The organism is Desulforamulus ruminis DSM 2154, assembly GCF_000215085.1.
GTDB lineage: Bacteria > Bacillota > Desulfotomaculia > Desulfotomaculales > Desulfotomaculaceae > Desulfotomaculum > Desulfotomaculum ruminis.
On the sequence record NC_015589.1, the window covers coordinates 2537819 to 2563807 of the forward strand.

Annotated in this window: 27 protein-coding genes, 1 tRNA gene and 1 pseudogene; 16 read left to right on the forward strand and 13 right to left on the reverse strand. The window is 45.8% G+C overall.

What is annotated here, in order from left to right:
• Positions 1 to 169: 169 nt before the first annotated feature.
• The gene (locus tag DESRU_RS12650) at positions 170 to 1330 is read right to left on the reverse strand and encodes a D-alanyl-D-alanine carboxypeptidase family protein (RefSeq protein ID WP_013842480.1); all 1161 of its coding nucleotides are present in this window, start codon (positions 1328 to 1330) and stop codon (positions 170 to 172) included.
• A gap of 144 nt (positions 1331 to 1474) precedes the next feature.
• Between DESRU_RS12650 and pdaB the strand changes: the two genes are divergently transcribed.
• Positions 1475 to 2221 (forward strand): polysaccharide deacetylase family sporulation protein PdaB, encoded by a 747-nt coding sequence (gene pdaB, locus DESRU_RS12655; RefSeq protein WP_013842481.1) that lies wholly within the window; start codon positions 1475 to 1477, stop codon positions 2219 to 2221.
• 74 nt (positions 2222 to 2295) lie between these two features.
• Here the strand turns inward: pdaB and DESRU_RS12660 are convergent, their stop codons facing one another.
• Entirely contained in the window at positions 2296 to 3528 is a 1233-nt protein-coding gene (locus DESRU_RS12660) for an EAL domain-containing protein (RefSeq protein ID WP_013842482.1), read from the reverse strand.
• 271 nt (positions 3529 to 3799) lie between these two features.
• On the opposite strand from DESRU_RS12660, the gene DESRU_RS12665 reads away from it, so the two are divergent.
• The gene (locus DESRU_RS12665; protein WP_013842483.1) at positions 3800 to 4498 is read left to right on the forward strand and encodes a TVP38/TMEM64 family protein; all 699 of its coding nucleotides are present in this window, start codon (positions 3800 to 3802) and stop codon (positions 4496 to 4498) included.
• Positions 4499 to 4521: 23 nt separating this feature from the next.
• Here the strand turns inward: DESRU_RS12665 and DESRU_RS12670 are convergent, their stop codons facing one another.
• Together DESRU_RS12670 and DESRU_RS12675 are read right to left on the reverse strand one after the other, a co-directional pair.
• Entirely contained in the window at positions 4522 to 5139 is a 618-nt protein-coding gene (locus tag DESRU_RS12670; RefSeq protein ID WP_013842484.1) for a DedA family protein, read from the reverse strand.
• Positions 5140 to 5289: 150 nt separating this feature from the next.
• Positions 5290 to 6711: a S41 family peptidase gene (locus DESRU_RS12675; RefSeq protein WP_238446439.1), complete on the reverse strand. Its 1422-nt coding sequence runs from the start codon at positions 6709 to 6711 to the stop codon at positions 5290 to 5292.
• Between the two features lie 176 nt (positions 6712 to 6887).
• On the opposite strand from DESRU_RS12675, the gene polA reads away from it, so the two are divergent.
• The 5 genes from polA to DESRU_RS12700 all read left to right on the forward strand — a co-directional run bounded on the left by polA (position 6888) and on the right by DESRU_RS12700 (position 12397).
• Positions 6888 to 9524, forward strand: coding sequence for a DNA polymerase I (gene polA, locus DESRU_RS12680; protein WP_013842486.1), 2637 nt, complete (start codon positions 6888 to 6890; stop codon positions 9522 to 9524).
• 28 nt (positions 9525 to 9552) lie between these two features.
• Positions 9553 to 10386 carry a bifunctional DNA-formamidopyrimidine glycosylase/DNA-(apurinic or apyrimidinic site) lyase gene (mutM, locus tag DESRU_RS12685; RefSeq protein WP_013842487.1) on the forward strand — a complete coding sequence of 278 codons (834 nt, stop codon included), beginning with the start codon at positions 9553 to 9555 and terminating at the stop codon, positions 10384 to 10386.
• Positions 10387 to 10455: 69 nt separating this feature from the next.
• On the forward strand, positions 10456 to 11094 hold the full coding sequence (gene ytaF / locus DESRU_RS12690; RefSeq protein WP_013842488.1) for a sporulation membrane protein YtaF: 639 nt from the start codon (positions 10456 to 10458) through the stop codon (positions 11092 to 11094).
• Positions 11095 to 11119: 25 nt separating this feature from the next.
• Positions 11120 to 11746 carry a dephospho-CoA kinase gene (gene coaE, locus DESRU_RS12695; protein ID WP_013842489.1) on the forward strand — a complete coding sequence of 209 codons (627 nt, stop codon included), beginning with the start codon at positions 11120 to 11122 and terminating at the stop codon, positions 11744 to 11746.
• Positions 11747 to 11779: 33 nt separating this feature from the next.
• Positions 11780 to 12397, forward strand: coding sequence for a lytic transglycosylase domain-containing protein (locus DESRU_RS12700; RefSeq protein ID WP_013842490.1), 618 nt, complete (start codon positions 11780 to 11782; stop codon positions 12395 to 12397).
• A 160-nt stretch (positions 12398 to 12557) separates the two neighbouring features.
• Here DESRU_RS12700 and DESRU_RS12705 read toward each other — a convergent pair whose 3' ends face one another.
• The 5 genes from DESRU_RS12705 to DESRU_RS12725 are packed head-to-tail and all read right to left on the reverse strand — an operon-like array spanning position 12558 to position 17067.
• Positions 12558 to 13124, reverse strand: coding sequence for a TetR/AcrR family transcriptional regulator (locus DESRU_RS12705; protein WP_013842491.1), 567 nt, complete (start codon positions 13122 to 13124; stop codon positions 12558 to 12560).
• 26 nt (positions 13125 to 13150) lie between these two features.
• Positions 13151 to 14260 (reverse strand): ABC transporter permease, encoded by a 1110-nt coding sequence (locus tag DESRU_RS12710; protein WP_013842492.1) that lies wholly within the window; start codon positions 14258 to 14260, stop codon positions 13151 to 13153.
• Positions 14253 to 15176, reverse strand: a complete 924-nt coding sequence (locus DESRU_RS12715) for an ABC transporter ATP-binding protein (RefSeq protein WP_013842493.1) — start codon at positions 15174 to 15176, stop codon at positions 14253 to 14255. Before DESRU_RS12715 ends, DESRU_RS12710 begins: the two co-directional genes overlap by 8 nt.
• Positions 15176 to 16081, reverse strand: coding sequence for an ABC transporter ATP-binding protein (locus DESRU_RS12720; RefSeq protein WP_013842494.1), 906 nt, complete (start codon positions 16079 to 16081; stop codon positions 15176 to 15178). Before DESRU_RS12720 ends, DESRU_RS12715 begins: the two co-directional genes overlap by 1 nt.
• A gap of 11 nt (positions 16082 to 16092) precedes the next feature.
• On the reverse strand, positions 16093 to 17067 hold the full coding sequence (locus tag DESRU_RS12725; RefSeq protein ID WP_013842495.1) for an HlyD family secretion protein: 975 nt from the start codon (positions 17065 to 17067) through the stop codon (positions 16093 to 16095).
• Between the two features lie 215 nt (positions 17068 to 17282).
• Here DESRU_RS12725 and DESRU_RS12730 point away from each other — a divergent pair, with 215 nt between their 5' ends.
• A complete protein-coding gene (locus DESRU_RS12730; protein WP_013842496.1) occupies positions 17283 to 18995 on the forward strand; it encodes a [Fe-Fe] hydrogenase large subunit C-terminal domain-containing protein in 1713 nt (570 codons plus the stop codon).
• A gap of 23 nt (positions 18996 to 19018) precedes the next feature.
• Entirely contained in the window at positions 19019 to 20170 is a 1152-nt protein-coding gene (locus DESRU_RS12735) for a SpoIIE family protein phosphatase (RefSeq protein ID WP_013842497.1), read from the forward strand.
• A 46-nt stretch (positions 20171 to 20216) separates the two neighbouring features.
• On the opposite strand, the gene DESRU_RS19915 is transcribed toward DESRU_RS12735, so the two are convergent.
• The gene (locus DESRU_RS19915) at positions 20217 to 20606 is read right to left on the reverse strand and encodes a hypothetical protein (protein WP_013842498.1); all 390 of its coding nucleotides are present in this window, start codon (positions 20604 to 20606) and stop codon (positions 20217 to 20219) included.
• 196 nt (positions 20607 to 20802) lie between these two features.
• On the opposite strand from DESRU_RS19915, the gene DESRU_RS12745 reads away from it, so the two are divergent.
• A tRNA-Leu gene (locus tag DESRU_RS12745) sits at positions 20803 to 20887 on the forward strand.
• On the opposite strand, the gene DESRU_RS21495 is transcribed toward DESRU_RS12745, so the two are convergent.
• Positions 20866 to 20994 (reverse strand): hypothetical protein, encoded by a 129-nt coding sequence (locus tag DESRU_RS21495; RefSeq protein ID WP_274376989.1) that lies wholly within the window; start codon positions 20992 to 20994, stop codon positions 20866 to 20868. The genes DESRU_RS12745 and DESRU_RS21495 overlap by 22 nt on opposite strands.
• A 62-nt stretch (positions 20995 to 21056) precedes the next feature.
• Here DESRU_RS21495 and DESRU_RS12750 point away from each other — a divergent pair, with 62 nt between their 5' ends.
• From DESRU_RS12750 to DESRU_RS12770, 5 genes are all read left to right on the forward strand, one after another.
• Positions 21057 to 21236: a hypothetical protein gene (locus DESRU_RS12750; protein WP_041275414.1), complete on the forward strand. Its 180-nt coding sequence runs from the start codon at positions 21057 to 21059 to the stop codon at positions 21234 to 21236.
• Positions 21223 to 21495, forward strand: coding sequence for a hypothetical protein (locus tag DESRU_RS12755; protein ID WP_041275415.1), 273 nt, complete (start codon positions 21223 to 21225; stop codon positions 21493 to 21495). The genes DESRU_RS12750 and DESRU_RS12755 overlap by 14 nt, the downstream gene beginning before the upstream one ends.
• 172 nt (positions 21496 to 21667) lie before the next feature.
• Complete coding sequence (locus DESRU_RS12760; protein WP_013842500.1) at positions 21668 to 22501, forward strand: MBL fold metallo-hydrolase; 834 nt, start codon at positions 21668 to 21670, stop codon at positions 22499 to 22501.
• Positions 22502 to 22865: 364 nt separating this feature from the next.
• Positions 22866 to 23084 (forward strand): hypothetical protein, encoded by a 219-nt coding sequence (locus tag DESRU_RS12765; protein ID WP_013842501.1) that lies wholly within the window; start codon positions 22866 to 22868, stop codon positions 23082 to 23084.
• Between the two features lies 1 nt (position 23085).
• On the forward strand, positions 23086 to 23397 hold the full coding sequence (locus DESRU_RS12770; protein WP_013842502.1) for a spore coat protein: 312 nt from the start codon (positions 23086 to 23088) through the stop codon (positions 23395 to 23397).
• A 571-nt stretch (positions 23398 to 23968) separates the two neighbouring features.
• Here DESRU_RS12770 and DESRU_RS21300 read toward each other — a convergent pair.
• Positions 23969 to 24228, reverse strand: a pseudogene (locus tag DESRU_RS21300) (HU family DNA-binding protein).
• 77 nt (positions 24229 to 24305) lie between these two features.
• Between DESRU_RS21300 and DESRU_RS12775 the strand changes: the two are divergent.
• Positions 24306 to 25118: a DUF2935 domain-containing protein gene (locus DESRU_RS12775; RefSeq protein ID WP_013842503.1), complete on the forward strand. Its 813-nt coding sequence runs from the start codon at positions 24306 to 24308 to the stop codon at positions 25116 to 25118.
• A gap of 184 nt (positions 25119 to 25302) precedes the next feature.
• Here the strand turns inward: DESRU_RS12775 and DESRU_RS12780 are convergent, their stop codons facing one another.
• Complete coding sequence (locus DESRU_RS12780) at positions 25303 to 25503, reverse strand: hypothetical protein (RefSeq protein ID WP_041275416.1); 201 nt, start codon at positions 25501 to 25503, stop codon at positions 25303 to 25305.
• Between the last annotated feature and the right edge of the window lie 486 nt (positions 25504 to 25989).

Consider the following 25989-nt stretch of genomic DNA (forward strand, 5'->3'; position numbering starts at 1 on the left):
GACCATTGGAAAGGGGTGAGCACCATCAGTCAGAATTTAATCGATGAAATTCTGGAAGAAGTGGGTCTGGAAAAAATCCTGCCCGGCGAAGAAAAACAGGAAGAATAAAAGCCGAAGGCGTTTTCATTCAATGCCTTCGGCTTTTACTATATATTTTTATTAATCTGCTTTACTCAAAAATGCGCCGGTACCACGGGAGACGTTCAATATCCTGATTGGCAACTAAATCAACAGAAGCAATTTCTTTATCTTTAAGCAGATACGTAACCGTTCCTAATTTTGTTCCCTTGGTAATGGGAGCCTTTGGCGCGACCGTCTTATGAATTTTCTTTTGCACCAGCTCCAGTTCCCCTGGCGGTAAATAAACTTCCACCTTGTTGGCAGCCACCAGACGAACTTCTTTCTCTACTCCTTCCTCCACCGGCACTTTATCCACATATTCACTCTTTTCCACCAGCGCTACCGGCTTAATGTCGTTAAAACCATAATCCAGCAATCCGGTTGCATCATCCCAGCGATTCTGGCTGTTTAGAATAACGGCCACCAGTTGCCGGCCCTCCCGGGTCGCTGAAGCGATCAGGCAGTTCCCCGCCCGGGGGGTTGTACCGGTTTTTACTCCATTAATGCCTTCAAAATCGGACTCCAATAAACGGTTGGTGCTGTGAAGAATTTTTTCCCGGACAACCTTCTCTTCAGGTTTTTCATCGGTTGTGCCGTTGTCTTCAGGAGGCAGCCAGGTGATGGTTACTTCTTTGGTCCTCACCAATTCTGCAAAGGTTGGATTCTTTAAAGCATAGCAGGTTAGGATGGCTAAATCATTGGCCGTTGTATAGTGATTCGGGTGATGATAGCCATTGGTATTGGCAAAGCTGGTATTTTTCATGCCCAGCGCCTTGGCTTTATCGTTCATCATCTTAATAAACACTTCATGGCTGCCGCCAATATGCTCTCCAATGGCCACCGTGGAATCATTGGCGGAATACAGTAATGCCGCCTTTAGTAAATCTTCCAGGTATAAGCGGTCTCCCGTGCGCAGCCCGATATCCTGCCCCATGGAAACAGAGGCAGCCCGTTTTCCCACTGTTACGATATCCTTAAGGTTGCCGTTTTCAATGGCCAGGATCGCGGTCATGATTTTGGTTAAACTGGCCGGCTCTCTTCTTTTATTGCCTTCTTTTTCAAAATAAATTTGTCCCGTTGTTACATCCATCAGGCAAACAGCCGAAGCCTTGACCTTTGGTACGCCTTTCTCCGGTTCCCCGGCTGCGGGACAGGCGTAGCTAAGGGTTAAGCAAAATAAAAAAAATAGGATAAACCGTTTATATTTCATTTTGTGCCTCCCTCCGAAAATATTTTCTCTCCTAGTACAAAATCAATAACAGGAAACAATTTGAATCTATGGATTATTTTTGATGAATTAAACATAATCTCCAATCAAGAAAAATAATAATTAATGAAATTCGGAGGTGAGCCCATGAAATTTTATATTATTAATTACCGGAAAATTAAAAAACAAATTTTCCTCATCGGCTTAATGCTGGCCTGTGTTATTTTCTTTACCGTTCTGGTGTACCAGCAACAGGACATGGCTACTACAGCCAAAAAATACGCCATCTATAAAGTAAAAACCGACAAAAAGGTGGCGGCTTTAACGTTCGATATTAGTTGGGGTACGGAGGTCCCCGGACCGGTATTGGATATTTTAAAGAAGAATAATATTAAGGCCACCTTTTTTATCTCCGGTCCCTGGGCGGTAAAACATCCGGAGTTTCCCAAACGGATTGTTGCTGAAGGACACGAGGTGGCCAGCCACGGTGAGGAACATGTAAATTTAAGTGAGTATTCCAAGGAAGAGATAAAAAAGAATATTTCAACCGCACATCAAAAAATCAAGGAAGTAACCGGTGTGGAACCCCGGTTGATACGGACGCCCAATGGGGATTGGAATGACCTGGTCCTCACCACGGCGGAAGAACTGAATTACCGGGTAATCCAGTGGAGCGCCGATTCTCTGGATTGGAAAAAACCCGGGGTAGAAGCCATTACCAGCCGGGTTCTAAAAAAGGTTCAATCGGGTGCCATTATCCTCATGCATGCCAGTGACACCTGTATCCAAACGCCCGATGCCCTGCCCGGCGTTCTGGAGGGACTGAAAAAACAGGGCTACCAACTGGTCACTGTGTCGGAACTCTTAACCATGGGTCCCGGTACCATTGATTAGCCTGCTGCCATTCCTCTTTCTTTATTTGGAATAACTAACAATGACAAAGGAACATAATGAATCCCCTGACCGAATCAGGGGATTTTAAAATCAATGCATAGGATAAAGCTTTTGTTATGTACATCCTTAAACCAGGTCGACAGGGTTACGGTTAAGTTCCCGGAGGCCTGGGAAATGTAAGGGTCTGTTTTATAATGGGGAATTCCCAGATTAATCAGCATATAATAAAATTCTTTCAGGGAATGGTTGGCTCCTTTGCTGGTGGGTCTGAAAATTAAACGATTTTGTTTCGGTCCTTCATTTTTATTAAATACCGTTTCACTAACCTGAAGACCATGCCTGTCCAAAATGTAAATGCATTCCATCATGGAATGGTTGCTTACAATTTCTTTTAATGCATCATCAAATCCAAGCATGGGTATACCCGATAGTTCATCTTTAATCATAAGAATGAACTTCTCGCTTTTCTCCCTGCGAATTTTCTCGTTTTTAATTTTATCTGACAGGTAGGATTTATACTCTGAAGCAATATAGTCAATTTTATTCTGTAGCACATAGGGATTATAATTTTCCGGCTCCGGTCTGGAGAAATAATAGCCCTGCAGCATATCCACACCGATATCCAGAGAGGCAATGGCCTCTTCTTCTGTTTCCACTCCTTCGGCCACCACTAAGGCGCCAATTTTTTTGGACAGGTTTACCAGTGATTTTAAAACCTCTTGTTTATAAAAATCTTTATCAATATCACGAATTAATCCCTTATCAATTTTTAAAATATCCGGCTTGGTCAGAAAAACACGGTCTAAATTAGAACGGCCGGAACCAATATCATCCAAGGCAATTAAAAAACCATGTTCCCTGTAGGTTTCAATAAATTTTTGTAAGGAACCGGCATCCGTTACCTTGGATTCAATAATTTCTATAACCACGCTTCCGGGATTTAAACCCAACTCCATAACTTGTTGAAGCAAATAACCCGAACCCACTACGTCTTCAATTTTAGAAAACTCAACATTTAAGAATAAAAGAAGATCTGACTCCCAGGGATTGCAATAGAGGTTGGAGTGGGTTTGTAAAGCCTTTTTACGGCATATTCGATCAAACTGATTGATTAAATTTTGTTCCTTGGCCCGCTGAAATAATATATCCGGTGGAATGATCCGATGATCTTGAATTCCCCGGGTTAAAGCCTCAATTCCAATCACCGTTCTTTTACCCACCGATACGATGGGTTGAAAATAGGTAATAATATTAAATTTTTCTATAATATCCTTTATATCTATGGTATCATTCTCCGGTAGAAGCATTATTAAATCACCTTTATATTATAGTTCATTCAATCTAATGCAAAGGAAAATACTTTATGGTCATTTTAAAGTGATATTTCATAAAATATTACCATGAATTAATTTCCAGTTGCAACCATTGCTCAAAAGTTAAATAACTTATTTGTTTTTATTGCATTCTACCTTTACTTTATTTGAAAACCATAAATTTACAACTTCTCTTCTTTTCAAAGCCATCGGGTTTTGATATATTAGTTCTGGTGCCACATTTCAATGTCCGGGAGTTCTTAAAATGGTTAAAAAACGAACAATTTTATATGTTGCCGCCTTGATTGTTATCGGATTCCTGCTTTTTTATCTCTTTGATATTAAATTTGCAACCTATGCTCAAACCTGGAGTTTTACCGATCCGGAAAATCTGGCGGAATACCTCCGTTCCTTTGGCCCTAAAACCGTGATTATCAGCATTCTGTTGATGATTCTGCAGACCCTTTTTACCCCCCTTCCTCTTTTTCTGCTGGCGGGAGCAAACGGCTTTATTTTTGGGCTTGGCTACGGCATATTAATTACTCTATCTGGCTCTATTATCGGGGCCAGCATTGCTTTTTATTTAGCCAGGGGCTTTGGCAGAGGGCTGGTCTACCGTTACCTTAAAGAAGCCTATATGGCCAAAGTGGATAAAATGAGCCGTCATGAAGGACCTTGGATGGTGTTTATGGCCCGTTTAATTCCGGTGATTCCCTCCAGTGTCATCAGCTATGTGGCAGGGTTAAGCAAGATGACTTTTCGAGGATTTTTTATTGCCACCGCCGTAGGAAAGCTGCCCGAAATTATCATTTACACCCTGCTGGGTCACAGTTTTAGTCAAGCGGAGGGCATGGCCACCAAAGTGACCATCCTTCTTATCTTACTTACAATTCTTTTCTGGCCTATCATTACCAAAAAACTAAAAGGCAGTCATGGGGACTGTGACATCCCTACAAAAAAATAATCTTCCGTACAGCATTCCCCCATTTATATTCTTCTCCGGGACCGTATCCGGCCCCAGACATAATAAGCTAGTAGAGCAACTAAAAGAAAGACTACCACTATATCCATTCTGTGAAACCAGGGCTTTATCGCCTGCCAGTTTTGTCCCAGAGCAAAGCCGGCATAGACTAGTAAAATACTCCAGGGTAGGGAACCTAAAAAGGTATAGAGTACAAATCGTCCAAAATTCATTCGGGCAATGCCCGCCGGCAGTGAAATAAAAGTGCGAACAATGGGCATTAACCGGGTAAAAAATACCGTTGCTTCCCCGTACCGGACAAACCAATCCTCAGCCAGACGCAGCTTCCGCTCATTCATACCAATATAACGGCCATATCGTAAAAGGAACGGTCTTCCACCTCTTAATCCCAAGAAATAGGAAGCGACAGAACCGGCCGTACCACCCACTGTTCCCGCCATAACCGTGCCCCAGAAGTCCAAGCGTCCGGTATGTACCAAATAGCCTCCGAAGGGCAGGATCACCTCGCTGGGCAACGGAATATTGGCGCTTTCAATGGCCATGCCAAGACCAACCCCCCAGTAACCGAGCATAGAGATGATCACCGTTACCCGGTGTAAAAAGGGTTCCAAAAAATCCAACATCAACGGATTCCTCCCTTCCTGCCGCTCCACTTATAGTAAAAGTAAATTTGGCTTCCCGGGCCAGAATTGACGCAGGAAGCCATTGCCGTCTCATTTAAATCTTATACCCGCAAAGCATAAAATATGACCGGAGCCTAAGCTCCGGTCTTTCTACCTTTTGATCAGAATTGTATTCTCCTCAACCTGGACCTGAGCGCCCCAAAGGGTTAGTTCCTTAACCGGTAAGTAGGTGACCTCTCCCCTTATCAATGGTGAAGAAGCGATTGTATTGTTTAAAGGAAGCAGCCATGTTTTGCCCTGACCGGAAACCTGGATGCTGTTGCTTTCTGTCTGCCATTTCACCTCAAAACCCAGTGCTTCCAGGGTAAACCGCAGGGGAATGTAAAATTGACCTTTCTCCTCAAACATGGCCCCAGGGAGCAGATATTCTTCCTGGTTAATGGTTACCCTGGGAGCTCCGGCCGCAAATTTTATTTCTGTGGTTGATGTAGGCGCCAATAATTGCTTGGCGGCATATAGTTGTAATTCCGGGGAGCTTACAACCCGTTCCGGATGCAAACCCTGGCCGTCAATCCGACGTTCTTTGGGAGTTAAATAATAGGCGGTGGTTAATTTTAAGGCTCCCCCGTTTTCCAGAGGAACAACATCCTGCACCGTTCCCTTGCCGTAGGTTTGGGTTCCCATCAGCGTGGCCATGCCGTAGTCTTGCAGCGCTCCAGCAAGAATTTCTGAAGCACTGGCTGAATTTTCATTGATCAGGACCACCATGGGCAGTTTTTCAATCAGGTTATCCAGTTCGGTGGCAAAAACTTCCTGGTCCCCTTCCCTGTATTCCGTTATAAACACGGTTTTTCCCTTACCCAATAAATAAGAAGCGGCTTCCAGGGCGGCGTCCACATAACCCCCGCCATTGTTTCTTAAGTCAATGATGAGGGACTGCATGCCCTGCTCTTTCAGTTCCAATAAGGAGGCTTGAATTTCCTGGCCGGTCTCCATGCCAAAGCTCTCAATGGCCAGATAGCCAATGTTATGATCCAATAATTTTCCCTGGGCCGTTGGCAGGTCCACCGTATCCCGGGTTAAGGCCAATTGAAAATCCGGCTGCCCTTCTCTTTCTACCGTGATATGGACCTGGGTGCCTTTTTTGCCCTGCAGAGCTCCAACGACCTCATATATGGATAGGCCCTTTGCCTCTTGGCCTTCAATGGCTACAATGACGTCCCCGCTTTGCAGCCCCGCTTTCTGGGCGGGCGTCCCGCTGAAAACCTTAACCACACGGGGTAATTGATCTTTAATTTCCAGTTCTATGCCGATTCCCTCGAAATCTCCGTTTAATTCATCACTAAACTGTTCCAGTTCACCGGGTGTAAAATAGACCGTATAGGGGTCGTCCACCACATCCAGCATCCCTTTAATGCTTGCCTGCAGTAAGGCATCCGCATCATGTTCCATTAAATGGTAATTTTTAATATAACCAAACACCTCTCCAAGGGTAGATGCCTCGGTAAGGCCCCCATCCTCTGCGTAAGCCGGCGCGGACCAAAACAAAGAAACAAACGTCAGAATCAACACAAACCTTCTAAACAACACATCACCTCATTCATGATTACCCTACAAAAATAAAACTTCGCGATAGACCCGCAAACTCCTGCCGAAATATTCCATACTTGAAAATTACTGTTGCATGAAGGTATTTTGCCATAGGCCGGTGAAAATACTAAACATGTTGAATAAGGTAGGTGCTAATTTTGTCCCTGGATATCCTCTTGGTTATAGACGGAAATAGTTTGATACACCGGGCTTTTCATGCCCTCCCCCTGTTAAGCAACAGCAAAGGCGTTTTTACCAATGCCGCTTACGGGTTTACCACCATGCTGATGAAAGTACTAAATGAAGAGCAGCCGGGTCTGGTTACCGTGGCCTTTGATAAAGGAAAGAAAACCTTTCGTAATGAACAGTATGCTGATTACAAAGGAACCCGTAAAGCTACGCCCGATGAGCTTAGACCCCAATTTTTGCTGGTCAAGGATATTCTGAAGGCCATGCGTATTCCTTATTTTGAGTTGGAAGGTTATGAGGCCGACGATTTAATCGGCACCATTACCACCCAGGGAGAATCCATGGGTCTCAATATACGGATTTTGACCGGTGACCGGGACGCCTTGCAACTGGTGTCACCGAAAACCAAAGTTATGCTGACACGCAAGGGAATTACTGAAATCGAACTGTTTGATGAGGGAAAGGTCTGGGACCGGTTCGGCATTCATCCCCATCAGATCATTGATTTAAAAGCCCTGCAGGGAGATACTTCGGACAATATTCCCGGTGTTCCGGGCATCGGTGAGAAAACTGCCGCTGTTCTGATCAAGGAATATGGTCAAGTGGAGGAGGTTATTCGCAATCTGGATCACCTGTCTCCCAGGCATCAAAAATTGCTCCGGGGCCATGAGGACCAAGCCCTGCTTTCCAAAAGCCTGGCCACCATCGTAAAAGATGTGCCCATGGAAATTGATTTATCCCAATGCTCCTGGCGTGGTCCGGACTATCCGAAGCTTTTGGATGTTTTCAATGATTTGGAGTTTAAAACTCTCATTAAGCAGATTATTGAGGGTTCAAGAAAATCAAAAAAATCCAAAGAAGCCAAAAGCGATCTGCCCCCTGTAAAAACTTACCGGGTAGGCTACCAAACCATTACCGACCCCCGGGAGCTACCGGACATCTTAACCAAGATTAACAAAGCCGGTCAGGTGGCTTTATCTCTTGAAGGTTCCCGCAACCAGGGCGTCACTGGAATGGCCCTGGCCTTTGACGATTCCGAGGTGCTGTTGCTGCCATCGGAAGCCATGGATGCTTTGGGGCTGGAACTGCTGCAATCCCTGTGTGAAGACCCCCAGATTAAAAAATATTTTCATAACGCCAAAAATGCCATCTGGTTATTGCACCGGCAGGGCATAACCCTTAGAAATTTGGCCGGCGACACCATGGTGGCGGCTTATCTGCTGAATCCCACCGCTGCCAATTATGACCTGACGGATATTGCCCTGGAACACCTGGGCATTGTGTTGCCCGTGGAGGGGACCATGGCCTGGGCGGCCGCAGCCGACGCCATCCTTCGCCTGGCCCCGGCTCTGCACCAAAAGCTCCAGGCCCGGGAAGAGGACCGCCTTTATGAAGAGGTGGAACTCCCTTTGATTTCCGTTCTGGCCAATATGGAAATAGCAGGCATCACCGTGGATCAGCAGCAATTAAAGGAAATTTCTGCCGAACTGCAGGAAGCCATCGAAGCACTGGCAACACTGATTCACCACCTGGCCGGCGAGGAATTCAACATTAACTCCACCCGGCAGTTGGGACAGATTTTATTTGATAAATTAAAACTGCCTGTTTATAAAAAAACCAAAACAGGCTATTCAACGGATGCGGAGGTCCTTGAAAAACTGGCTGAAGAGCATGAGATTGTTTCCGTTCTGCTGGAGTACCGCCAGTTAACAAAACTAAAATCCACCTATGCCGACGGTCTGGCGGCATTGGTTGATCCGCAAACCAAAAGGCTGCACTCGACCTTCCACCAGACTGTAACGGCCACCGGCAGACTCTCCAGTGCGGAACCTAACTTGCAAAACATCCCCATCCGTTTGGAGTCCGGCAGGCGCATTCGGAAGGTTTTTGTTCCCCGCCAAAGGGGCAATTTAATTCTGACGGCGGACTACTCTCAAATTGAATTAAGAATTTTAGCTCACGTTTCCCAGGACGCCAGTTTCCTGGACGCCTTCCGGCAGGGCCAGGATATACACACCCGGACGGCGTCCGAAGTTTTCGGCGTGTCCATGGATGAGGTTACGCCACAGTTGCGCGGCCGGGCCAAGGCGGTAAATTTCGGCATTGTTTATGGCATCAGTGATTTCGGCTTAGCCAGGGACTTGAGAGTGAGCCGGAAGGAAGCCAAGAGTTACATTGACAGTTATTTCGCCCGCTGTCCCGGTATACAAAACTACATCCACCGGGTTATTCAGGAGGCCAAAGAACAGGGTTATGTAACCACCCTGTTAAACCGCCGCCGTTACCTGCCGGAATTGTTTAGCTCCAACTACAATATCCGGAGTTTTGGGGAGCGCGCCGCCATGAACACGCCCATCCAGGGGACTGCCGCGGACATTATTAAAATGGCCATGGTGAGAGTGCACCAGGAATTGCGGGAACAGGATTTAAAGGCTAAAATGGTTTTGCAGGTTCATGATGAATTGATTTTTGATGTCCCGGAGCAGGAAGTGGAAAAGCTTGCGGCTTTGGTTCGGCAATATATGGAAAGTGCTTTGCAAATGGATGTTCCCCTGGTGGTGGATATTAAAATAGGACCCAACTGGTACGATAAGAGACCTCTTTAACATCAACCTTCTCTTGGAGGTGTTCAACTTGCCTGAATTACCCGAAGTCGAAACCGTGGTCCGTTCTCTGGAAAAAAATTTGGCCGGTCTTACCATTACCGGTGTGGATATCTTCATGCCCAAAATTATTCGTTCTCCAAAACCGGAAATCTTCACGGAACAAATTGTGGGGAAGCAGATCTTAAAAAAATTGGGCCGTCGGGGTAAGTATTTGTTAATCCATTTAAGCCATCATGTAACGCTGGTAGTTCATCTGCGTATGACCGGACGGCTGGTATACTGCGAAGCCGGGACACCCCTGGAAAAACACACTCATGTGGTGTTTCACCTGAACAATGATACCATGCTGAAATTTACGGATATTCGTCAATTCGGTCGGATGCTTCTGGTTCCCACCGATCAGCTTTCAGAAATCACCGGTTTAAAAAATCTGGGTTTGGAGCCTCTGGACCCTTCTTTTACCCGGGAATTTCTAAAAAAAGAACTGCGGCGCAAGAGAACCCGGATCAAACCCCTGCTGCTGGATCAGTATTTTATTGCGGGGCTGGGAAATATCTACGCCGATGAGGTGCTCTTCCAGGCCAAGGTCCATCCGGAACGGCTGGCCTTGGATTTATCCACCCGGGAAGTCTCAGGACTCCACCGGGCCATTGTGGAGATTATTTCCGGAGCCATTGAACACCGGGGCACCACCTTTCGGGATTATGTGGACAGCGAAGGCCGCTCGGGCGACTTTCAACATCATCTAAAAGTATACAATCGCGAGGGGTTCCCTTGCCCCCGTTGCGGTCAGCCCATTTCCCGCATTAAGATTGCCGGACGAAGTTCCTACTACTGCCCCTCCTGCCAAAAACTAAAATGATTCCAAGCACTCCTCTCTCTTTCCCCTCATAGACTGGGATGGTAAGAAAAGTCGACTGGAGGGAAAGACATGGAGTTTCTTACTTTGGTTGCCTTTGCCCTGGCTCTGAACATGGATGCTCTGGGCACGGGCGTGGCTTATGGCATTCGAAAAATACGGATTCCTTTTTCATCTCTGCTGATTATCAGCGGAATGTCCGTGATCACCATCCTCTTTTCAATGCTGTCCGGCCATTTGGTTTCTCAACTGTTTTCGCCGGCCTTTGCCCACAGGCTGGGCGGTATTATTTTGCTTTTGGTAGGAATTTGGATACTGGTGCAATCCATCCGGGAAAACAAGGCTGAAGATCATCCTGGGGACTCCAATGGTACCCTTCTGCAGATCCGAATTCAGGCCCTAGGGCTGGCTATCCAAATATTACGGGAACCCTGCCGGGCAGATCTGGACCGGTCCGGAGTTATTTCCTCCCGGGAGGCTATTTTGTTGGGAGTGGCTCTGTCCATGGATGCCTTTGGCGCAGGTTTTGCCGTCTCCATGTTTGGTTTCAGCCCCTATTTAACCGCCGGAATAGTGGGTATTGGACATATCGTACTTACCTATGCCGGCCTGTTGATGGGAAAGTATTTTTCTTACAGCTCTCTGGGCAGGCAGTTGGCCCTATTGCCCGGTTGTATCCTGATTGCCCTTGGTATTTTTAAAATTCGTTAGCAATTGCTGCAGGGACGTGTCCATCTTGATTATTGGTTTAACGGGAAGCATTGCCAGTGGTAAAAGTATGGTGGCAAAATATTTAAAGGAACTGGGAGCCCGGGTGATTGATGCGGACCGGGTGGCCCGGCAGGTGGTTATGCCCAATACCCCGGCTCTAAAGGAGATCGTGGACTCCTTTGGACCGGGTATTTTGACTGCGGAAGGGACACTGGACCGCCAAAAGCTGGCCTCCATTGTTTTTGCAGACCCGATAGCCCGGGAGAGATTGGAAAAGATTACCCATCCCCGCATTGAGGAAGAAGTAAACCGGCAAATAGAGGCTTTCTTTTCTAAAAATCCCCGGGGTATACTGGTCCTGGAAGTTCCCTTGCTGATCGAATCCGGTTGGCATCGGAAGGTGGATCAAATCTGGCTGGTTATGGCGGATGAGGAAATACAGTTGAAACGCCTTGCAGAAAGGGACAAGCTGACTCCTGAACAGAGCCGCCGGCGTGTGGCCAGCCAAATGCCTCAGGTTGACAAGGCAAAGTACGCTCAAGTGATCATTCACAACAGCGGTATTCCGGAGATTGCCTATGCTCAGGTGAAAGAAGCCTGGGCCAATGCAAAAAAACAATTAAATCATGATAAACCATTTTCTGGTATATAATAAACTAGTTAAATTTTGGTTGGAGTGATCCCTTTGGCCCTGCGCCCTAAGCATAAAGGTATTAAACGTAGACTATTGCTGCTTCTTCTTATATTTCTGATCTGGCTTGGCCACAAAGAGATTGGCCGCTGGTTCTATCCCTTTCCACATCAGGAAATAATTTATCATTACGCGGGAACCCATCAACTGGATCCGCTGCTGGTAGTGGCCATGATTAAAACGGAAAGCAACTTTGATCCCCAGGCCACTTCACCCAAGGGGGCCAGGGGGTTAATGCAAATCATGCCTGAAACGGGAGACTGGATTTCCCGTCAAATGACCGGAGAACCTTTACCGCCGGAGCAACTCTTTAATGCTGAAAAAAATGTCAGCCTGGGCACTTGGTATCTTTCGGATCTTTTAAAGGAGTACCAGGGAGATACCATTCTGTCCATTGCCGCTTACAATGCAGGCCGGGGGAACGTTCAAAACTGGCTCAAGGCCCAGCATTGGACCGGTGAACGGCATACCATTGATCAAATCCCCTTTCTGGAAACCCGGCAGTACATACGGCGGGTTTTATGGAACCACAAAGTCTACCATTATTTATACGGTGAAGGCGAAGCAAAGCTTAGCCTGGAAGGCCCAAAGAATATCGCAAAACTACTTTAGTAAAACCGTGCTAAGGAATAGACAGATAAACAACAAACAACCGGCTGCAGGAATAGAACACGGATTGAACGGATCATGCGGGATTCACACGGCTTTTAATAAAGATTATTAAATCCGTGTGAATCCGTGGAAAGCCGTAAAATCCGTGTTCTATGATTTTTTATGGCTGGTTGGCAACAATACCGTATAAAAAGGTATTGATGACTGTGGTAAAGGCCTCTTCGGCGGTAAGATTATGCTCCAGAACAAAATTGGGAGTCACAATGGCCTGGACCATTGCCAGCAAAGCCGCTGTTGCCACAACGGGATTGATCTCTTTAAAATAGCCCTGGCATCTGCCCTCCATGATTATTTTGATAATATGTTGGATCTTGTTAGCCCGAAGCTTTTCCACCTCTTCCCAAAGATGCGGGTAATACCTTTGTATATCGCTGAAAAGCCGGGGGTTAAACATTCTTAATCTGGCAGACAGGGCTTTAATGAAATGTGTGATCTTTTCTGCCGGGTCCTCGGAACTGGCCAGTGCCAGATCCACCTGTCTTTCGGTCTCCCGGATAAATTCCTGCAGCACGGTCTCAATCATTTCCTCTTTGCTGCTGAAATGACGGTAAATGGTTCGCTTGCTGATGCCATATCGCCCGGCCAGTTCATCCACCGTAGCGTTATAAAAACCTTTTTCTTCCACCAATTCTTTAAAAGCGAATAATATGCGATTGCGGGTCTTCAATGAAATCACCCTCTTTATGGTGTTTTTTAAGCAATTTTCTTTTTAAATTTAAGGATACTAATAGTAATCAAAACAACCGAGAAGGTTAATAAAGCCATTACCTGGGGGATTAAATATTGAATGCCGATGCCTTTTAATACAATGCCCCGGATAATGGTCAGATAAAAGGTCAGGGGAATTAAATTGCCAAGATATTGAATGATCTCCGGCATAGCTTCCCTGGGAAACATAAAACCGGAAAGTAAAATGCTGGGCAGCAGGACAAAAAAGGACATTTGAAAGGCCTGCATCTGGGTTTTGGCGATGTTGGAAATCAGTATGCCCAGACCCAGGGAAGCCGTGATAAAAAACAGGGTCAGGATATACAGCTGCAGCAGGCTGCCCCGGATGGGCACCTGAAAGATGATGCGTCCCACCAGCAGGGCTACGGTAATTTGCAGATACCCCAGGGCAATATAAGGAATGATTTTGCCGATCATCAGTTCATAGGAGCGGATAGGCGTTACCATCAACTGCTCCAGAGTTCCCTTCTCCCGCTCCCGTACAATGCCCATGGAAGTCATCATGACCATGGTCATGGTGACAATAATGCCCAGAATGGCAGGCACCATGTAATAGGCGGTGATGCCGTCGGGATTGTACCAGGGCCGCACCCGAATATCATAAGGGATGTTCATGCCACCGGCCCTTTGGGCAATGATATTTTGGGATTTCAATAAACCGATGGAATTGGCGGTGGCCACCGCCGTGGAGGAAACCATGCTGTCGGTGGCGTCCGCCAGAACCTGCACCGTGGCGGTATCCCCCCTGGCCAGATTACGGGAAAAGTCCGGGGGGAAAATGATTCCCACCTTGGCTTTGCCGCTGTCAATCATCCGTGTCACCTCGTTATAGCTTCCGGCCGCAGCGGTTATATCAAAGTAACCGGAAGCCACAAAGGCGTCCAACAAATCCCTGCTTTCCGGGGAAAGGGACTGGTCGAAAACAACGGTGGATACATGTTTTACCTCGGTTTGAATGGCAAAGCCAAATAAAAGCAGTTGAACCAGCGGCAGCATAAAAATAAGGCCAATGGTCAACCGGTCTCTTTTCATCTGCAAAAATTCCTTGTATAAAATGGATAAAATTCTACTCATGGGAGATCTCTTTCCTCCTTTGCCGGGCCAAGGTAATAAACACATCCTCCAGAGATGGGGTAATAGGATTGGCCCTGCTCCCTACAAAGCTTTCAATTTCCGCTACATTCCGGTCTTCTTCCAGTAAAACATGAAGCAGCGAACCATGGATAGAGCATTCCTTGACATAAGGAATGGCTTCAATGGCCGGCAGCCGCTCCATGGGGTTACTCAATTCAAGTTCCACCAGAGCTCCTTGGATCACATTCCTTTTTAAATGATCCGGTGTATCGTTGGCAATCAAACGTCCATCGGATATGAAGGCAATATTACTGCACCGTTCGGCCTCATCCATAAAATGCGTAGTGACCATAATGGTGGTTCCGTGGTTGGCCAATTCCTGGATGATGTTAAAAAACATTTTCCGGCTGGTAGGACTGATGCCGCTGGTAGGTTCATCCAAAAACAAAATGTCCGGTTTGGATAGGATGGCGCAGCCTAAGGCCAAACGCTGCTTCCATCCCCCGCTCAGATGGGCCGCCAGTTCTTTTTCCCGTCCCTTCAGACGAGCCATTTCAATCATCTCGTCGATTCTTTTCCTGCGGTCATCGACCGGCAGGCTGTAAAGGCCGGCGTAAAAATACAGATTCTCATACACCGTTAAGTCATCATATAAACTGAATTTTTGGGACATGTACCCAATCCGGGTTTTAATTTTTTCAGCCTCTTTGGCCAGATCGTAGCCCATAACCTGACCGAAACCGGAAGTGGGTTCTAAAATGCCGCACAGCATGCGAATGGTGGTGGATTTACCGGCACCATTGGGTCCCAGGAAGCCGTAAATCTCCCCGGCTTTAATCTGCATAGTCAGTTTGTCCACCGCGGTAAACTTGCCGAAGGTCTTGGTTAAGTCGCGGGTTGTTACTACGTATTCCATTAAACCACCTCTTTTTCAGCCAGGGATACAAAAACATCCTCCATTGAGGCGGAAACGCTTTTTAGGGAAAGGATGTTAATTTCCTTTTGCAGCAAAAATCGGCTAAGAACCTCCGGAGCGGCGGTCCCATTCTTCACCACCACATGATATTTATCCCCGAAAAAGCTGGCGTCCAAGACTTCGTCCAGTCCGTCAAATAGGTGAGGATCCCTGGCAGCCACCTTGACTTCCAGTATGTGATAGGCAAAACCCCGCTTCAGGTTTCCCGGCGTGTCAAGGGCTACCACCTTGCCCCGGTCGATAAAACCAATCTTTGTACAGAGTTCAGCCTCATCCATATAAGGCGTGGAAACCAGGATGGTCATTCCTTCTTTATTGAGCCGGTAAAGGATCAGCCAGAACTCTTTGCGGGACTCGGGATCTACCCCGAAAGTGGGTTCATCCAGCACCAAAATTTCAGGACGGGAAATCAAAGCGCAGGTTAAGGCCAGTTTCTGCTTCATTCCCCCGGAAAGATGATCGGCAAACCGGTCCTTAAAACGGATCAGGTTGGCAATGGTCAGAATTTCATCCGCTCTCTGTCGGATGGTTGCACGGTCCAATTGATACATGGCCCCAAAAAACTGGATGTTTTCCATCACCGTCAGATCTCCATACAAACTAAATTTTTGCGGCATGTAGCCAAAGGTTTCCCCTTTTTCCTGCCGCCCCGGAGAACCGCCGGAAAATTGTATCGTTCCACTATCCGGTTTAATCAGACCGCAGACCATCCTTAGCAGAGTCGTTTTCCCTGCACCATCGGGTCCAACCAGGCCAAATATTTCTCCTTGTTTAATTTCCAGGAAGATGTTGTCAACCGCCTTTTGGTTTGCAAAACTTTTGGATACATTTTCTATTTTAATCATTTTTATTCACCTTAATCAAAGACCACATCGGCAGGCATACCCGGTTTGAGCGTTCCACCGGCATTATCGATGCGAATCTTAACCCGGTATACGATATTGGCCCGTTCCTGTTTGGTCTGAATGGATTTTGGCGTAAATTCCCCTTGGGAAGCAATTTCATCAATAAGGCCTTGGTGTTTTATCTCGCTTCCGCTAACGGTAAAAGAAACCTTTTGGCCCAGCTTGATCTTCGGCAGGTCGTCGGTGGCAATATAGACTTTAATCCACATATCGCTTAAGTCCGTCACTGTGGCCACCGAGGCACCCATCTGCAGAAATTCCCCCGGCTCACGGTTCTTGCTTAAAACCGTTCCGTTAATGGGAGAAAAAATTTTGGTATCTTCCAGCATGGCTTCCGAAGCTTTCAACACTGCCCCGGAGCGCTCAAGTTCCGCTTCCGCGGCTTTGACAGCCTGAGGACGATTTCCCTCCTCCAGCAGGCTTAACTTGGCCTGGGCGGAATCCAACTGGTTCTGTTTTACCTCCAGATCAGTGGCCATTTTTTCATACTCAGCCTCGGGTAAAGCCCCTTCTTGAAAAAGTTCCCGGTATCTCTCAAAATCAGAAACCGCCTTTTCATAATTGGCCTGGGCAATGTTCACATTAGCAGCAGCTTCTTTTATTTCCTGGGCTCTGGCACCGGAGGAAAGGTCCTCAAGCTGGGCCTGAGCCTTTAAAACCCCAAGGGCGTCCCGTTCTTTTTGAGCCACCAGATCATTCCGTACAATCAAACCCACCAGTTGTCCCTTTTTTACTGCATCCCCCGAAGTGATGGTCAAATTCTCCAGTGTGCCGGAAACCTTGGCGCTCAGCTCCACTTTGGTGGCTTCAATGGTTCCCGTAGCCGTCAGCTTGTCTTCCCCGGGATCCCTATACCTTGTATAGCCCCAGTAAGAAGCGCCGGCCAACAGGCCAATCAACAAAATGCCGATTATCCTCCTGTTCATAAACACTCCCCCAGTAATTAAATCAGTACATTTTTATGAGGTAAACTAAATATAACAATATCGTTTACCTTGTATCTTGATCTTATCATTTTGAAGATTCACTGGCAACAGATATTTGTTATAATTAAAAAAGGTAAATAAAAAGAAAATTAATTTTCAAAATTGAAAAAATAAATTCTATTTATAAATAATTACGGTGGAAATGGGGTTAAACCATGGGTTTAATTTATACCGGGGCCAAATGCCGGGACTGCTACCGCTGCGTTAGGATTTGCAATCTTAAGGCCATTCGCATCAATTCCAGTGATAAAGGGAAGCTTCACGCTCAAGTCATGGATGAACTCTGCGTCCATTGCGGGCAGTGCATTTTAGCCTGTCCTCAGGAGGCAAAAAAACCGGTATCCGATCTCAAGCAGGTAAAAAAATTGCTTGCGGAAGGAAAACCGGTTACAGCCATGGTCGCCGCTTCCTTTGTGAGCGCCCTTCCCTTAAAGGACCCCCGTATCTTACCCGCTTTGTTAAAAGAACTCGGGTTCGCCAAGGTGCAGGAAACCTCCACCGGAGCCGGCCTGGTGACCGAGAAATACCTTGCCTTGGGGTTTCGTAAACCCATGCTAGTCAGTTATTGCCCTGTGATTGTCAATTTAATTGAACTCCACTATCCGGAATTAATACCCTTGCTGGCGCCCATTGTCTCCCCTATGATTGCCCACGGTCTGGTGATAAAATCCCATGATCCGGAGGCTACGGTGGTCTATATCGGTCCCTGTGCAGCCAAAAGGGACGAAGCCCGGCTCCTTGACCAGCAGAACGTGGTGGATTACTTCCTTGGTTTTAATGAACTCTGGGAAATGGTTGAAGAGAAGAAAATCGCGGTTGACCGGTTGTCTACTTCGGATTTTGATGACTTCTCCCCCTGCCAAGGCAGGATTTATCCGGTAGAGGGAGGAATGGTTTGGACTGTGGCCCAAGAACTCCGGGAAGCGGGAGAAAGCTTTATTACCATGTCCGGTTTGGACTCTTGCCTTGAATTTATCCAACATCTTTCTAAAAATGAAATTACCAATCCGCCAAAATTAATGGAGCTATGGGCCTGTAAAGGCGGCTGTGTCAACGGCCCGCTCTCCCTTTGCCGCGAGGAAAGCCTTTTTATGCGCCAGCGCAGGCTGCTTGAATACTATAGTGCTTATGGCGCTGAGTGCAATGAGCCAAAGCCCCTCAACCTGAATTTAAGCCGTAGTTTTAAAAACCGGAAAATTAACCTTCCTCTTCCCACGGAAGAAGAAATTAAAGCCATCTTAGCCAAAACAGGCAAAGTGACTCCGGCCCAGGAGTTCAACTGCGGCAACTGCGGCTACAACTCCTGCCGGGATAAGGCTGTGGCCGTATTCCAGGGGAAGGCGGAGTTAGAAATGTGCATCCCTTATATGCGTAAGCGGGCGGAATCAGTTTCCAATCTGGTTATGGCGGCCATGCCCAACGGAATTATTGTTATCAACAAAAACCTTGATATTATAGAGATCAACCCGGCAGCGGAAAAACTGTTTAACTGTTCCGCTTCTTCGGTGGTAGGCCAAAGAATTTTAGCCGTCCTGCCGGCCAGCAATTTTTTAAAAGTGATTCAAAGCGGTGAAATGCTGAACCTCACCGGCAGTTATCCGGAACTGGGCATTGTTACCAAAGAAATTATTTTTCCTGTTAAAAAAACCGATGTGGTGGTAGGAATTTTTATTGATGTCACGGTAGATAAACGACAGCAGGAGCAGTATGATTTAATTAAAAGCCAGACCATCCAACAAGCCCAGGAAGTGATAGAAAAACAAATGATGGTGGCCCAGGAAATTGCCGGTCTACTGGGTGAAGCCACGGCAGAAACAAAGGTTCAACTCAGCAAGCTGATTAAGCTGATGCGTCAGGAAACCTCTTAACCCCGCATAAAGGAGTTCCGCTTATGAAAATCTGTCTGGATATTGGAGTGGCTCAACTTAAAAAGCATGGCGAAGAACTTTGCGGTGACAGTGTGGAAGTGGTCCGCCTGGACGACTGTCATTTGGTGGTGGTCTCCGACGGTCTGGGAAGCGGCGTAAAAGCCAATATCCTTTCCCGCCTTACCACCAAAACGGCTGCAACCATGTTGAGGCTGGGTGGTCATATCCATGAGGTTATTGATACGGTAGCCAAAACCCTGCCCATGGATAAGCAAATTAATGCGGCCTACAGTACCTTTTCCATCTTAAAAGTGAGTTTGGACGGCAAAGTTTATCTGGTGGAATATGATAACCCGGGGGTTTTTATCGGCAACCGGAGTACCCTTTTCTCCCCCCGGCGGCTGGAAAAGGTAGTGGAGAATAAAAAAGTCAAGGAATATGAATTTGAAGTGGATGACCAGGATTGGCTGGTTTTAACTTCCGATGGGGTTTTAAATGCCGGAACCGGCGGACATATGAACACCCAATGGGATTGGAAAAGAATCGGCAGCTTTATCGAGAATTCCTTTGAAGTGAATAAATCCGCCTCGGATTGGGCGGAAGAAATTACCGGGTTATGTAATGGCCTTTACGGGGAAAAGCCCGGGGATGATGTCACCGTTGTGGTGGTTAAGGTCCGCCGTCCTGTGCATATGACGCTAATGATTGGTCCCCCCGGCAGCAAAGAAAAGGACCGCTTCGCTGTTAGAAAACTGATGGACTCCCCAGGACTCAAAGTCGTTTGCGGAGGAACCACCGGTGAAATTGTAGGCCGGGTACTGGGACGAAAAGTATTTATTGACCTTTCTTCCATCTCCGATGAAGTTCCTCCCGTGGGGATGCTGCCTGGCATTGACCTGGTGACGGAAGGCGCCGTGACTTTGGTTCAAACCCTGGAACATCTAAAAAGCAATACTCCCCTGAAAAACCTCCGGACCCAAAAGGATGGTGCCAGCCGCCTGGCTTTTCTTTTAAAAAAAGCGGATACCTTTCATATAATGATCGGAACCGCTTCCAACGCAGCTATGGATTGTGACGAGGTTCCAGCCATTTACGCTTATAAACATCACATCATCCGGGATTTGATCAACCTCCTGCGCACCATGGGGAAGGAAGTTACCGAAGAACAGCTTTAAATTATCCAAGGCAAAACCTGGTGCAGCAGGAATCGCTCCGGGTTTCTCACCCGTGAATAAGACTGGGCAGGCATTTGGTACAGACCCACCGGGTTTCGCCCTTATGCTTGCAACGAATCAAAAAACCATCGTTTTCCGACCGTCCACAGTGGGAGCAGCAAGCGGCAATTAAATCTTCCTGAACCTCTTTTGCCGGGACTTCTTCCTTAACAACACTAGCCGGTTCCCTTTTTCCCACAGCCGCCAATTCTTCCGCAATTTCATCAAAATTCATTTGAAAGCCGGGGCAATGCTTAGGGCAAGCTTCATTGGGGGTGCATACATGCCCTTCCCCCGCTGCCGGAAGTTCCAAGCCTTTCGCCCTAAATCCCACACACTGTCCGCAACTGTCCATCAATTCCCTGCGCCATTTCATCCAGTTATCCTTTACAGACATACAATCCGCCTCCCCTCTTTTCTATAGATAAAGCATACAAAAATTTACCTGAATTAGGTATGCTGCCCATCACCAGGCTCCAGTGATAATGATCACAGTGAATACTAATTTTATTAAGAAGTTCCACGCATCTTATTGAAAATTCCTTGCCTTTTTAACATTCGACATGCTATAATAACACTTGCGATTATGACATGTCGAAGTGGCGGAATCGGCAGACGCGCACGTTTGAGGGGCGTGTGGGTAACACCGTGAGGGTTCAAGTCCCTCCTTCGACACCAAAATGCTTATAAATCAAGGGCTTGCGGCTTTTTACCCGCAGGTCCTTTTTGCTGTCTTCGGGACCTGTTTTGGTCGTATTTTGGTCCAGTCGTACGCGCGCGTACATTTTGCGACGTGACGCGTAGGGGGGGTCATCCGCGCACATCACGATTTTTGGAGGTGTCCCCAATGTCGAACCGAAGAAGCAATTATTTGGAGCCCTTGACCGCCAACAACGTAACCCAAATGGTGCAGGAATCCATTCCCACTTTTGAGGAGGCGGAAAAACTTTTTTATGCCAACGAAAAGGCCAAGAACCGGAGCAAGCCGTACCATTGCCTGGCACCGGGAAAATATGCACGCCTTTAAAAAGGCTATGGGTGAACAACAGATCCCCCTGGACTTAGCCGCCATCACCTACCGAACCATCCGCAATCATCTGGTGCTTTACGCCATTGAACAATGGAACAATAAACCCCGCACCATTTTGCATATCCGGACGGATGTCATTCCCATAGCTTTTAAACTTGATCCGGTTTCCTTCATTCTCTCGCCAAATCTCCCCGCGCTGTGGGAGGCCCGTTCCAAACGGTCAAAGCCCATCCGGGAGGCAATCTGCTTGCTGTAATTCGCTCTAAAACTTTTCCTCAATGTAAATCAGGTAAAAATTTGTAAGCCCATAATAGTAATATAATAAATGCCATACTAAACCGTGTAGGATCTTCTTTGTCTGAATAAACGGATTTAATATGCACATAATAATCATATTCACTAGATAGTCTATAATTGGAGGGTTCGTTTTGGGTAATAAGATAATTGAAGGATTATCGGCAATAACTACCTCTTTGAAGGAAGTTACTCCGGATATACAGGTATTGCAATTTACCATAGTTAACGCTTTTTTAATTGGAACGCCTGGTCATTCTGTTAATGATTGGGTTCTTGTAGACACGGGACTGGAAAATTCCGCTGATTTTATTTTAAAATCTGCAGAAAAACGCTTCGGTCAAGGCAGCCGTCCCAAAGCAATCGTTCTTACGCACGGACACTTCGATCACGTCGGGTCAGTGTTGAAACTTTCCAGTGAGTGGGACGTTTCGGTCTACGCCCATGAATTGGAAATACCATATATAACTGGCAACAAGGATTATCCCCTGGCCGACCCCACAGTAAGTAACGGACTAGTAGCAAAAATGTCACCGACTTTTCCGCACACAAGCATCAACTTGGGTTTTCGTGCAGTTGCATTACCGACGGACGGGACTATACCGGGTATGCCTGGGTGGAAATGGATACATACGCCCGGTCACACTGAAGGACACGTGTCACTGTTCCGTGAAAAGGATCGTGTTCTTCTTCCAGCTGATGCCTTCACTACAGTAAAACAGGAATCGCTAATGTCTGTGCTGACTCAAAATGAGCAGATAAGTGGTCCTCCTTCATACCTCACTACCGATTGGAAGAAAGCGGAATCTTCCGTCAAACGTCTCATGGATTTGCAACCCTCATTGGTTATCCCAAGCCACGGGCAACCAATGAAAGGTGAGGACCTGAAACGCCATTTACATATACTGGTACGCAACTTTGATGAAATTGCCGTTCCAGAGCAAGGCCGGTTTCTTGATAGACAGTAATTACATGCCATGTAATGAACCTATCTGTGTCCTTTTTGCTGTTTCACTAACCCCAGTGCCCGTTACACTTTAATATCTCGATTACTTGGTCTGCGTAAGGCTCATCTGTATTTATAACTAGATAGGTGTTATTTTGTGTTTTCCCGTTATCATTCAAGAAAAGAATTGTTTATTGTCTGTATCTTAATAACTGTAAATTTATTGAAATTACTACCATCTATATTTGCCATCCAACTTCCTCCTTCACTTTTTGACTGGAATGTTCACTTAGTTCTGCTTTTACCATAAAAAGTTCTCGAATATTATCATAAATACTTTGGTTTATGGAAGAATAGCCTTGATACTAATTTTAGGAGGTAAAAAATTGAGACAACTTACACCATCAGAAATCTTATCACTAAGAGAAATGCTCCAGATGGAAAGTAACGCAATGGCAAAAGGTAAAGCTACTCTCCCTTTGATTACTGACAATGACTTAAGAAGAACTGCTGAAAGCAGTATTGAAGCTATGGATGCAAGAGTAAAAGGTCTTCAGCAATTTATTGCTGAAAATAACATTCTTCGTACAGAGGGGGTACAATAATATGCCTTCATTATTTAGTGGAATTATGGGCGGTAGCGGCGACGGACCATCCATATCTAATGAGATTATTGCAAATGATATGCTTGCTGGAGCCAAAGCAGCAGCCCAAGGGTATCTCAATGCAGCCCTTGAATCTTCTACCCCTGAGTTAAAAAACCTATTTAGCAGTAATGTTACCCAAGTGTTACAAGGACAACAAACTGTAAGTGAGTTAGCTCTAAGGAAGAACTGGTACAGCCCATATAAACCAGAAGAAGAGCAGCTTAAGGAAACTTTTCAATTCTCTCAAAATTTCACGGAAAATCATGCTTAAATACATGACCTAACGGTTTATCCGTTGGGTCTTAACTTATATACTAGTGCACATTTCACTATAATGTAACCAGCTTTATCATCGGCCATGGTTTCTCAATCAGTTCCTGTATATCCTATATTTAGCTTAAGATCTGAACAGCACTCAGTACATTTAATTTTCATTTATTTTCCTTTCCTGAAAATAATGCTGAATTATTCTTTAAACCTGACCTTCAAATAAACATTCTTAGGTGCGGTCCATGGGATAATACCATTCTTCTTTTCATGCTTTATCTCCATATTCAATGTCTTGATCTAGTTAACGGTAAAGAAGCAGACAAAAGTCCTCCTTGTGGGTTAAGTTATACTCAACATCCAGATTTAATACCGTCAGTCTATCTCCTCTGCACAACCACGACACATTTGGAAATAATCACCTGTTTCCTGATGACATAAAATACATATACAAAATACACCCCTTCACTATTTATTTTTCATCTCTCACCAGATTAGGGTTATTAACACCCAGGATGTAATCTCAGCATTACAGCAGTAATACTACTTGCATTCCTCCGCTTCTTCCCTCACTATCAATAAAAAAGTCCTGCCTTTTTATGGACGGAAAAAAAAGATTTTCTATATAGAGAGTTGGCTACAGCCTCCTTTAATGTTTTACCGACCTTAAAAACCCGAACCCGGCTGGCGAGAATGAGAATTGTCTCGCCGGTTTGGGGATTCCGGCCCTCCCGGGCCTCAATTAAATCTTGTCTCCCTTGGCCCGTGCTTCCTCAACGCTGATCAACACCGCTGATACAGATTTATCCGCATCCTTCCGGGTTAAGTAGTTAATAAAAAAACCCTAATCAGTAACAACAAAACAAACAAAAGAATATTTTATAAGAATAATTTTCCATAGGAGGAAATTTAATGAATAATAATGCTTTGGAAAGTCAAATAATATTTGAACAACGGTTTTGGTTACAGATTATGGGTGATCATTCAAGGTTTATTTTTAATGCCCTTTCTCCCAGTGAAGTCCAAACAATCCGCATAGCTCAAAATTTTATTAATATTTTTGATCAGCTTTTAGCCCAGGCGCGCCAACCACTTACTGGCGCACAGTTAAATGCTTTAAACCAACAGGCTTATAATCAAACTAAAGAACTAAGAAACTTCAAACTCAGCCTTATTCGGCGTCATCTCGTGGAGGAAATTCAGATTCATCTTACTCCAACATTTATAAATCATATGGTAAACGAACTAGACAATTATCTACAAATATTAGAATGTATAATGGAAAATAAGCAACCTCCTGCGTTTAGTCCGGTTCATTTACATCTTCTCTGGCTACTGGATGCAAAGGGGCACGCATTCTACCTGTCCAGCAGTTTAGATGAAGTGGAACAAATACTTATAAAAAGAAGCACCGGCTTCAGTAAAGTATTTGAAAAACTTTACGAAAAGTCTGTTGAGATAGCCGGTTATCTCCGTACGGGATTAGACCAGTTCCCAGCCTTATCGCGCTTAAATTTGGAAGCAGAGTGCGAAATCAATTTATTTTCTAATTTCCTTCAAGAATTACAACATTTAATTCTTACGAATCAGGCATTATCAACATTGGTTCCTCTCGTCACAGATCACATGCTAAGAGAAGAATGTTACTATCTTACAAAACTTGCGTTAGTTTCTGAAATTAGTAGTCCTAATTGTGATCCTACTAAACCACGCATTCAAAATTAAAGAATTACTTTTGGATTGTCAACATCAAACCGGACAATTGGCGCAGAAGTCCGAGGATACCGGGACCCTGCGCCTGAAATATTTCCGACAGTTTCTCCCCGGGCATACAACCCGGAGCAGCTTTCCCCAAACTTTGCCTTGAATTACTCCATGCCTCACGGATCCTGATCATTTGAATGCTTTTTCACCTCATCATCCCATCCTCTCGTCTTTCATCCGTCCCTGCCCCACAATCGCCCGGGGACGGGAGCTGCCCCTGCCGGAACCGGGGGCAACCGGTCACCACAATGATCTCGAACTGGGCCGAGTTCTTCTTATGAAACTCCAGTCCGGACCGGTCCCCCCGGCAATCCAAGGGCAAAGCTGCGGTACCGCCATAGCGCACAGATTACACAAAGATACAAATGCCATTTTCCGCCTCCTCCTTGCCAAGTTCTCCACGAACCTGAAATCTTAAGATAACGGGAGTTTAGAGCCACTGGAAATTTCCAGTTGAAAACCCCCGTCCCCTTAATATTTGCCTTTCTTTCATCTGCATCGCTGCCAGAACACCTCAAACCTGCATAAATACTGCCTTTTCTTGAGCTGCCCTCACAGTATGTTGTTATCCCATCAAAAACTGGTGTGGCATAGTTCGGCAAATGTGTATATCATGAATCTAAATACATATTTTGTTAATGTTAGCATGTCAAGAACGCCTGCTGATTTCCTTTCTCAACAGGAGTTCTTGACATGTTAACATCCGGTACTCAGGCGGTTCTATTCTTTCTTCTGGCTGCTCGGACGGGTATTGATCCGGTGCAAGCTCCAAAGTTTTTATATAGGTTTCAGGAATCTTTTTTCCTTTTCTTTCTCTTTATTGCTCATTATA

What these genes read in the sequence shown, in the direction of transcription:
- DESRU_RS12650 (WP_013842480.1), bottom strand. Translation starts at nt 1,330, where the DNA reads ATGAAATATAAACGGTTTATCCTATTTTTTTTATTTTGCTTAACCCTT.
- pdaB (WP_013842481.1), top strand. Translation starts at nt 1,475, where the DNA reads ATGAAATTTTATATTATTAATTACCGGAAAATTAAAAAACAAATTTTC.
- DESRU_RS12660 (WP_013842482.1), bottom strand. Translation starts at nt 3,528, where the DNA reads ATGCTTCTACCGGAGAATGATACCATAGATATAAAGGATATTATAGAA.
- DESRU_RS12665 (WP_013842483.1), top strand. Translation starts at nt 3,800, where the DNA reads ATGGTTAAAAAACGAACAATTTTATATGTTGCCGCCTTGATTGTTATC.
- DESRU_RS12670 (WP_013842484.1), bottom strand. Translation starts at nt 5,139, where the DNA reads ATGTTGGATTTTTTGGAACCCTTTTTACACCGGGTAACGGTGATCATC.
- ytaF (WP_013842488.1), top strand. Translation starts at nt 10,456, where the DNA reads ATGGAGTTTCTTACTTTGGTTGCCTTTGCCCTGGCTCTGAACATGGAT.
- DESRU_RS12710 (WP_013842492.1), bottom strand. Translation starts at nt 14,260, where the DNA reads ATGAGTAGAATTTTATCCATTTTATACAAGGAATTTTTGCAGATGAAA.
- DESRU_RS12715 (WP_013842493.1), bottom strand. Translation starts at nt 15,176, where the DNA reads ATGGAATACGTAGTAACAACCCGCGACTTAACCAAGACCTTCGGCAAG.
- DESRU_RS12720 (WP_013842494.1), bottom strand. Translation starts at nt 16,081, where the DNA reads ATGATTAAAATAGAAAATGTATCCAAAAGTTTTGCAAACCAAAAGGCG.
- DESRU_RS12725 (WP_013842495.1), bottom strand. Translation starts at nt 17,067, where the DNA reads ATGAACAGGAGGATAATCGGCATTTTGTTGATTGGCCTGTTGGCCGGC.
- DESRU_RS12730 (WP_013842496.1), top strand. Translation starts at nt 17,283, where the DNA reads ATGGGTTTAATTTATACCGGGGCCAAATGCCGGGACTGCTACCGCTGC.
- DESRU_RS12735 (WP_013842497.1), top strand. Translation starts at nt 19,019, where the DNA reads ATGAAAATCTGTCTGGATATTGGAGTGGCTCAACTTAAAAAGCATGGC.
- DESRU_RS19915 (WP_013842498.1), bottom strand. Translation starts at nt 20,606, where the DNA reads ATGTCTGTAAAGGATAACTGGATGAAATGGCGCAGGGAATTGATGGAC.
- DESRU_RS21495 (WP_274376989.1), bottom strand. Translation starts at nt 20,994, where the DNA reads ATGTACGCGCGCGTACGACTGGACCAAAATACGACCAAAACAGGTCCC.
- DESRU_RS12750 (WP_041275414.1), top strand. Translation starts at nt 21,057, where the DNA reads ATGTCGAACCGAAGAAGCAATTATTTGGAGCCCTTGACCGCCAACAAC.
- DESRU_RS12755 (WP_041275415.1), top strand. Translation starts at nt 21,223, where the DNA reads ATGCACGCCTTTAAAAAGGCTATGGGTGAACAACAGATCCCCCTGGAC.
- DESRU_RS12770 (WP_013842502.1), top strand. Translation starts at nt 23,086, where the DNA reads ATGCCTTCATTATTTAGTGGAATTATGGGCGGTAGCGGCGACGGACCA.
- DESRU_RS12775 (WP_013842503.1), top strand. Translation starts at nt 24,306, where the DNA reads ATGAATAATAATGCTTTGGAAAGTCAAATAATATTTGAACAACGGTTT.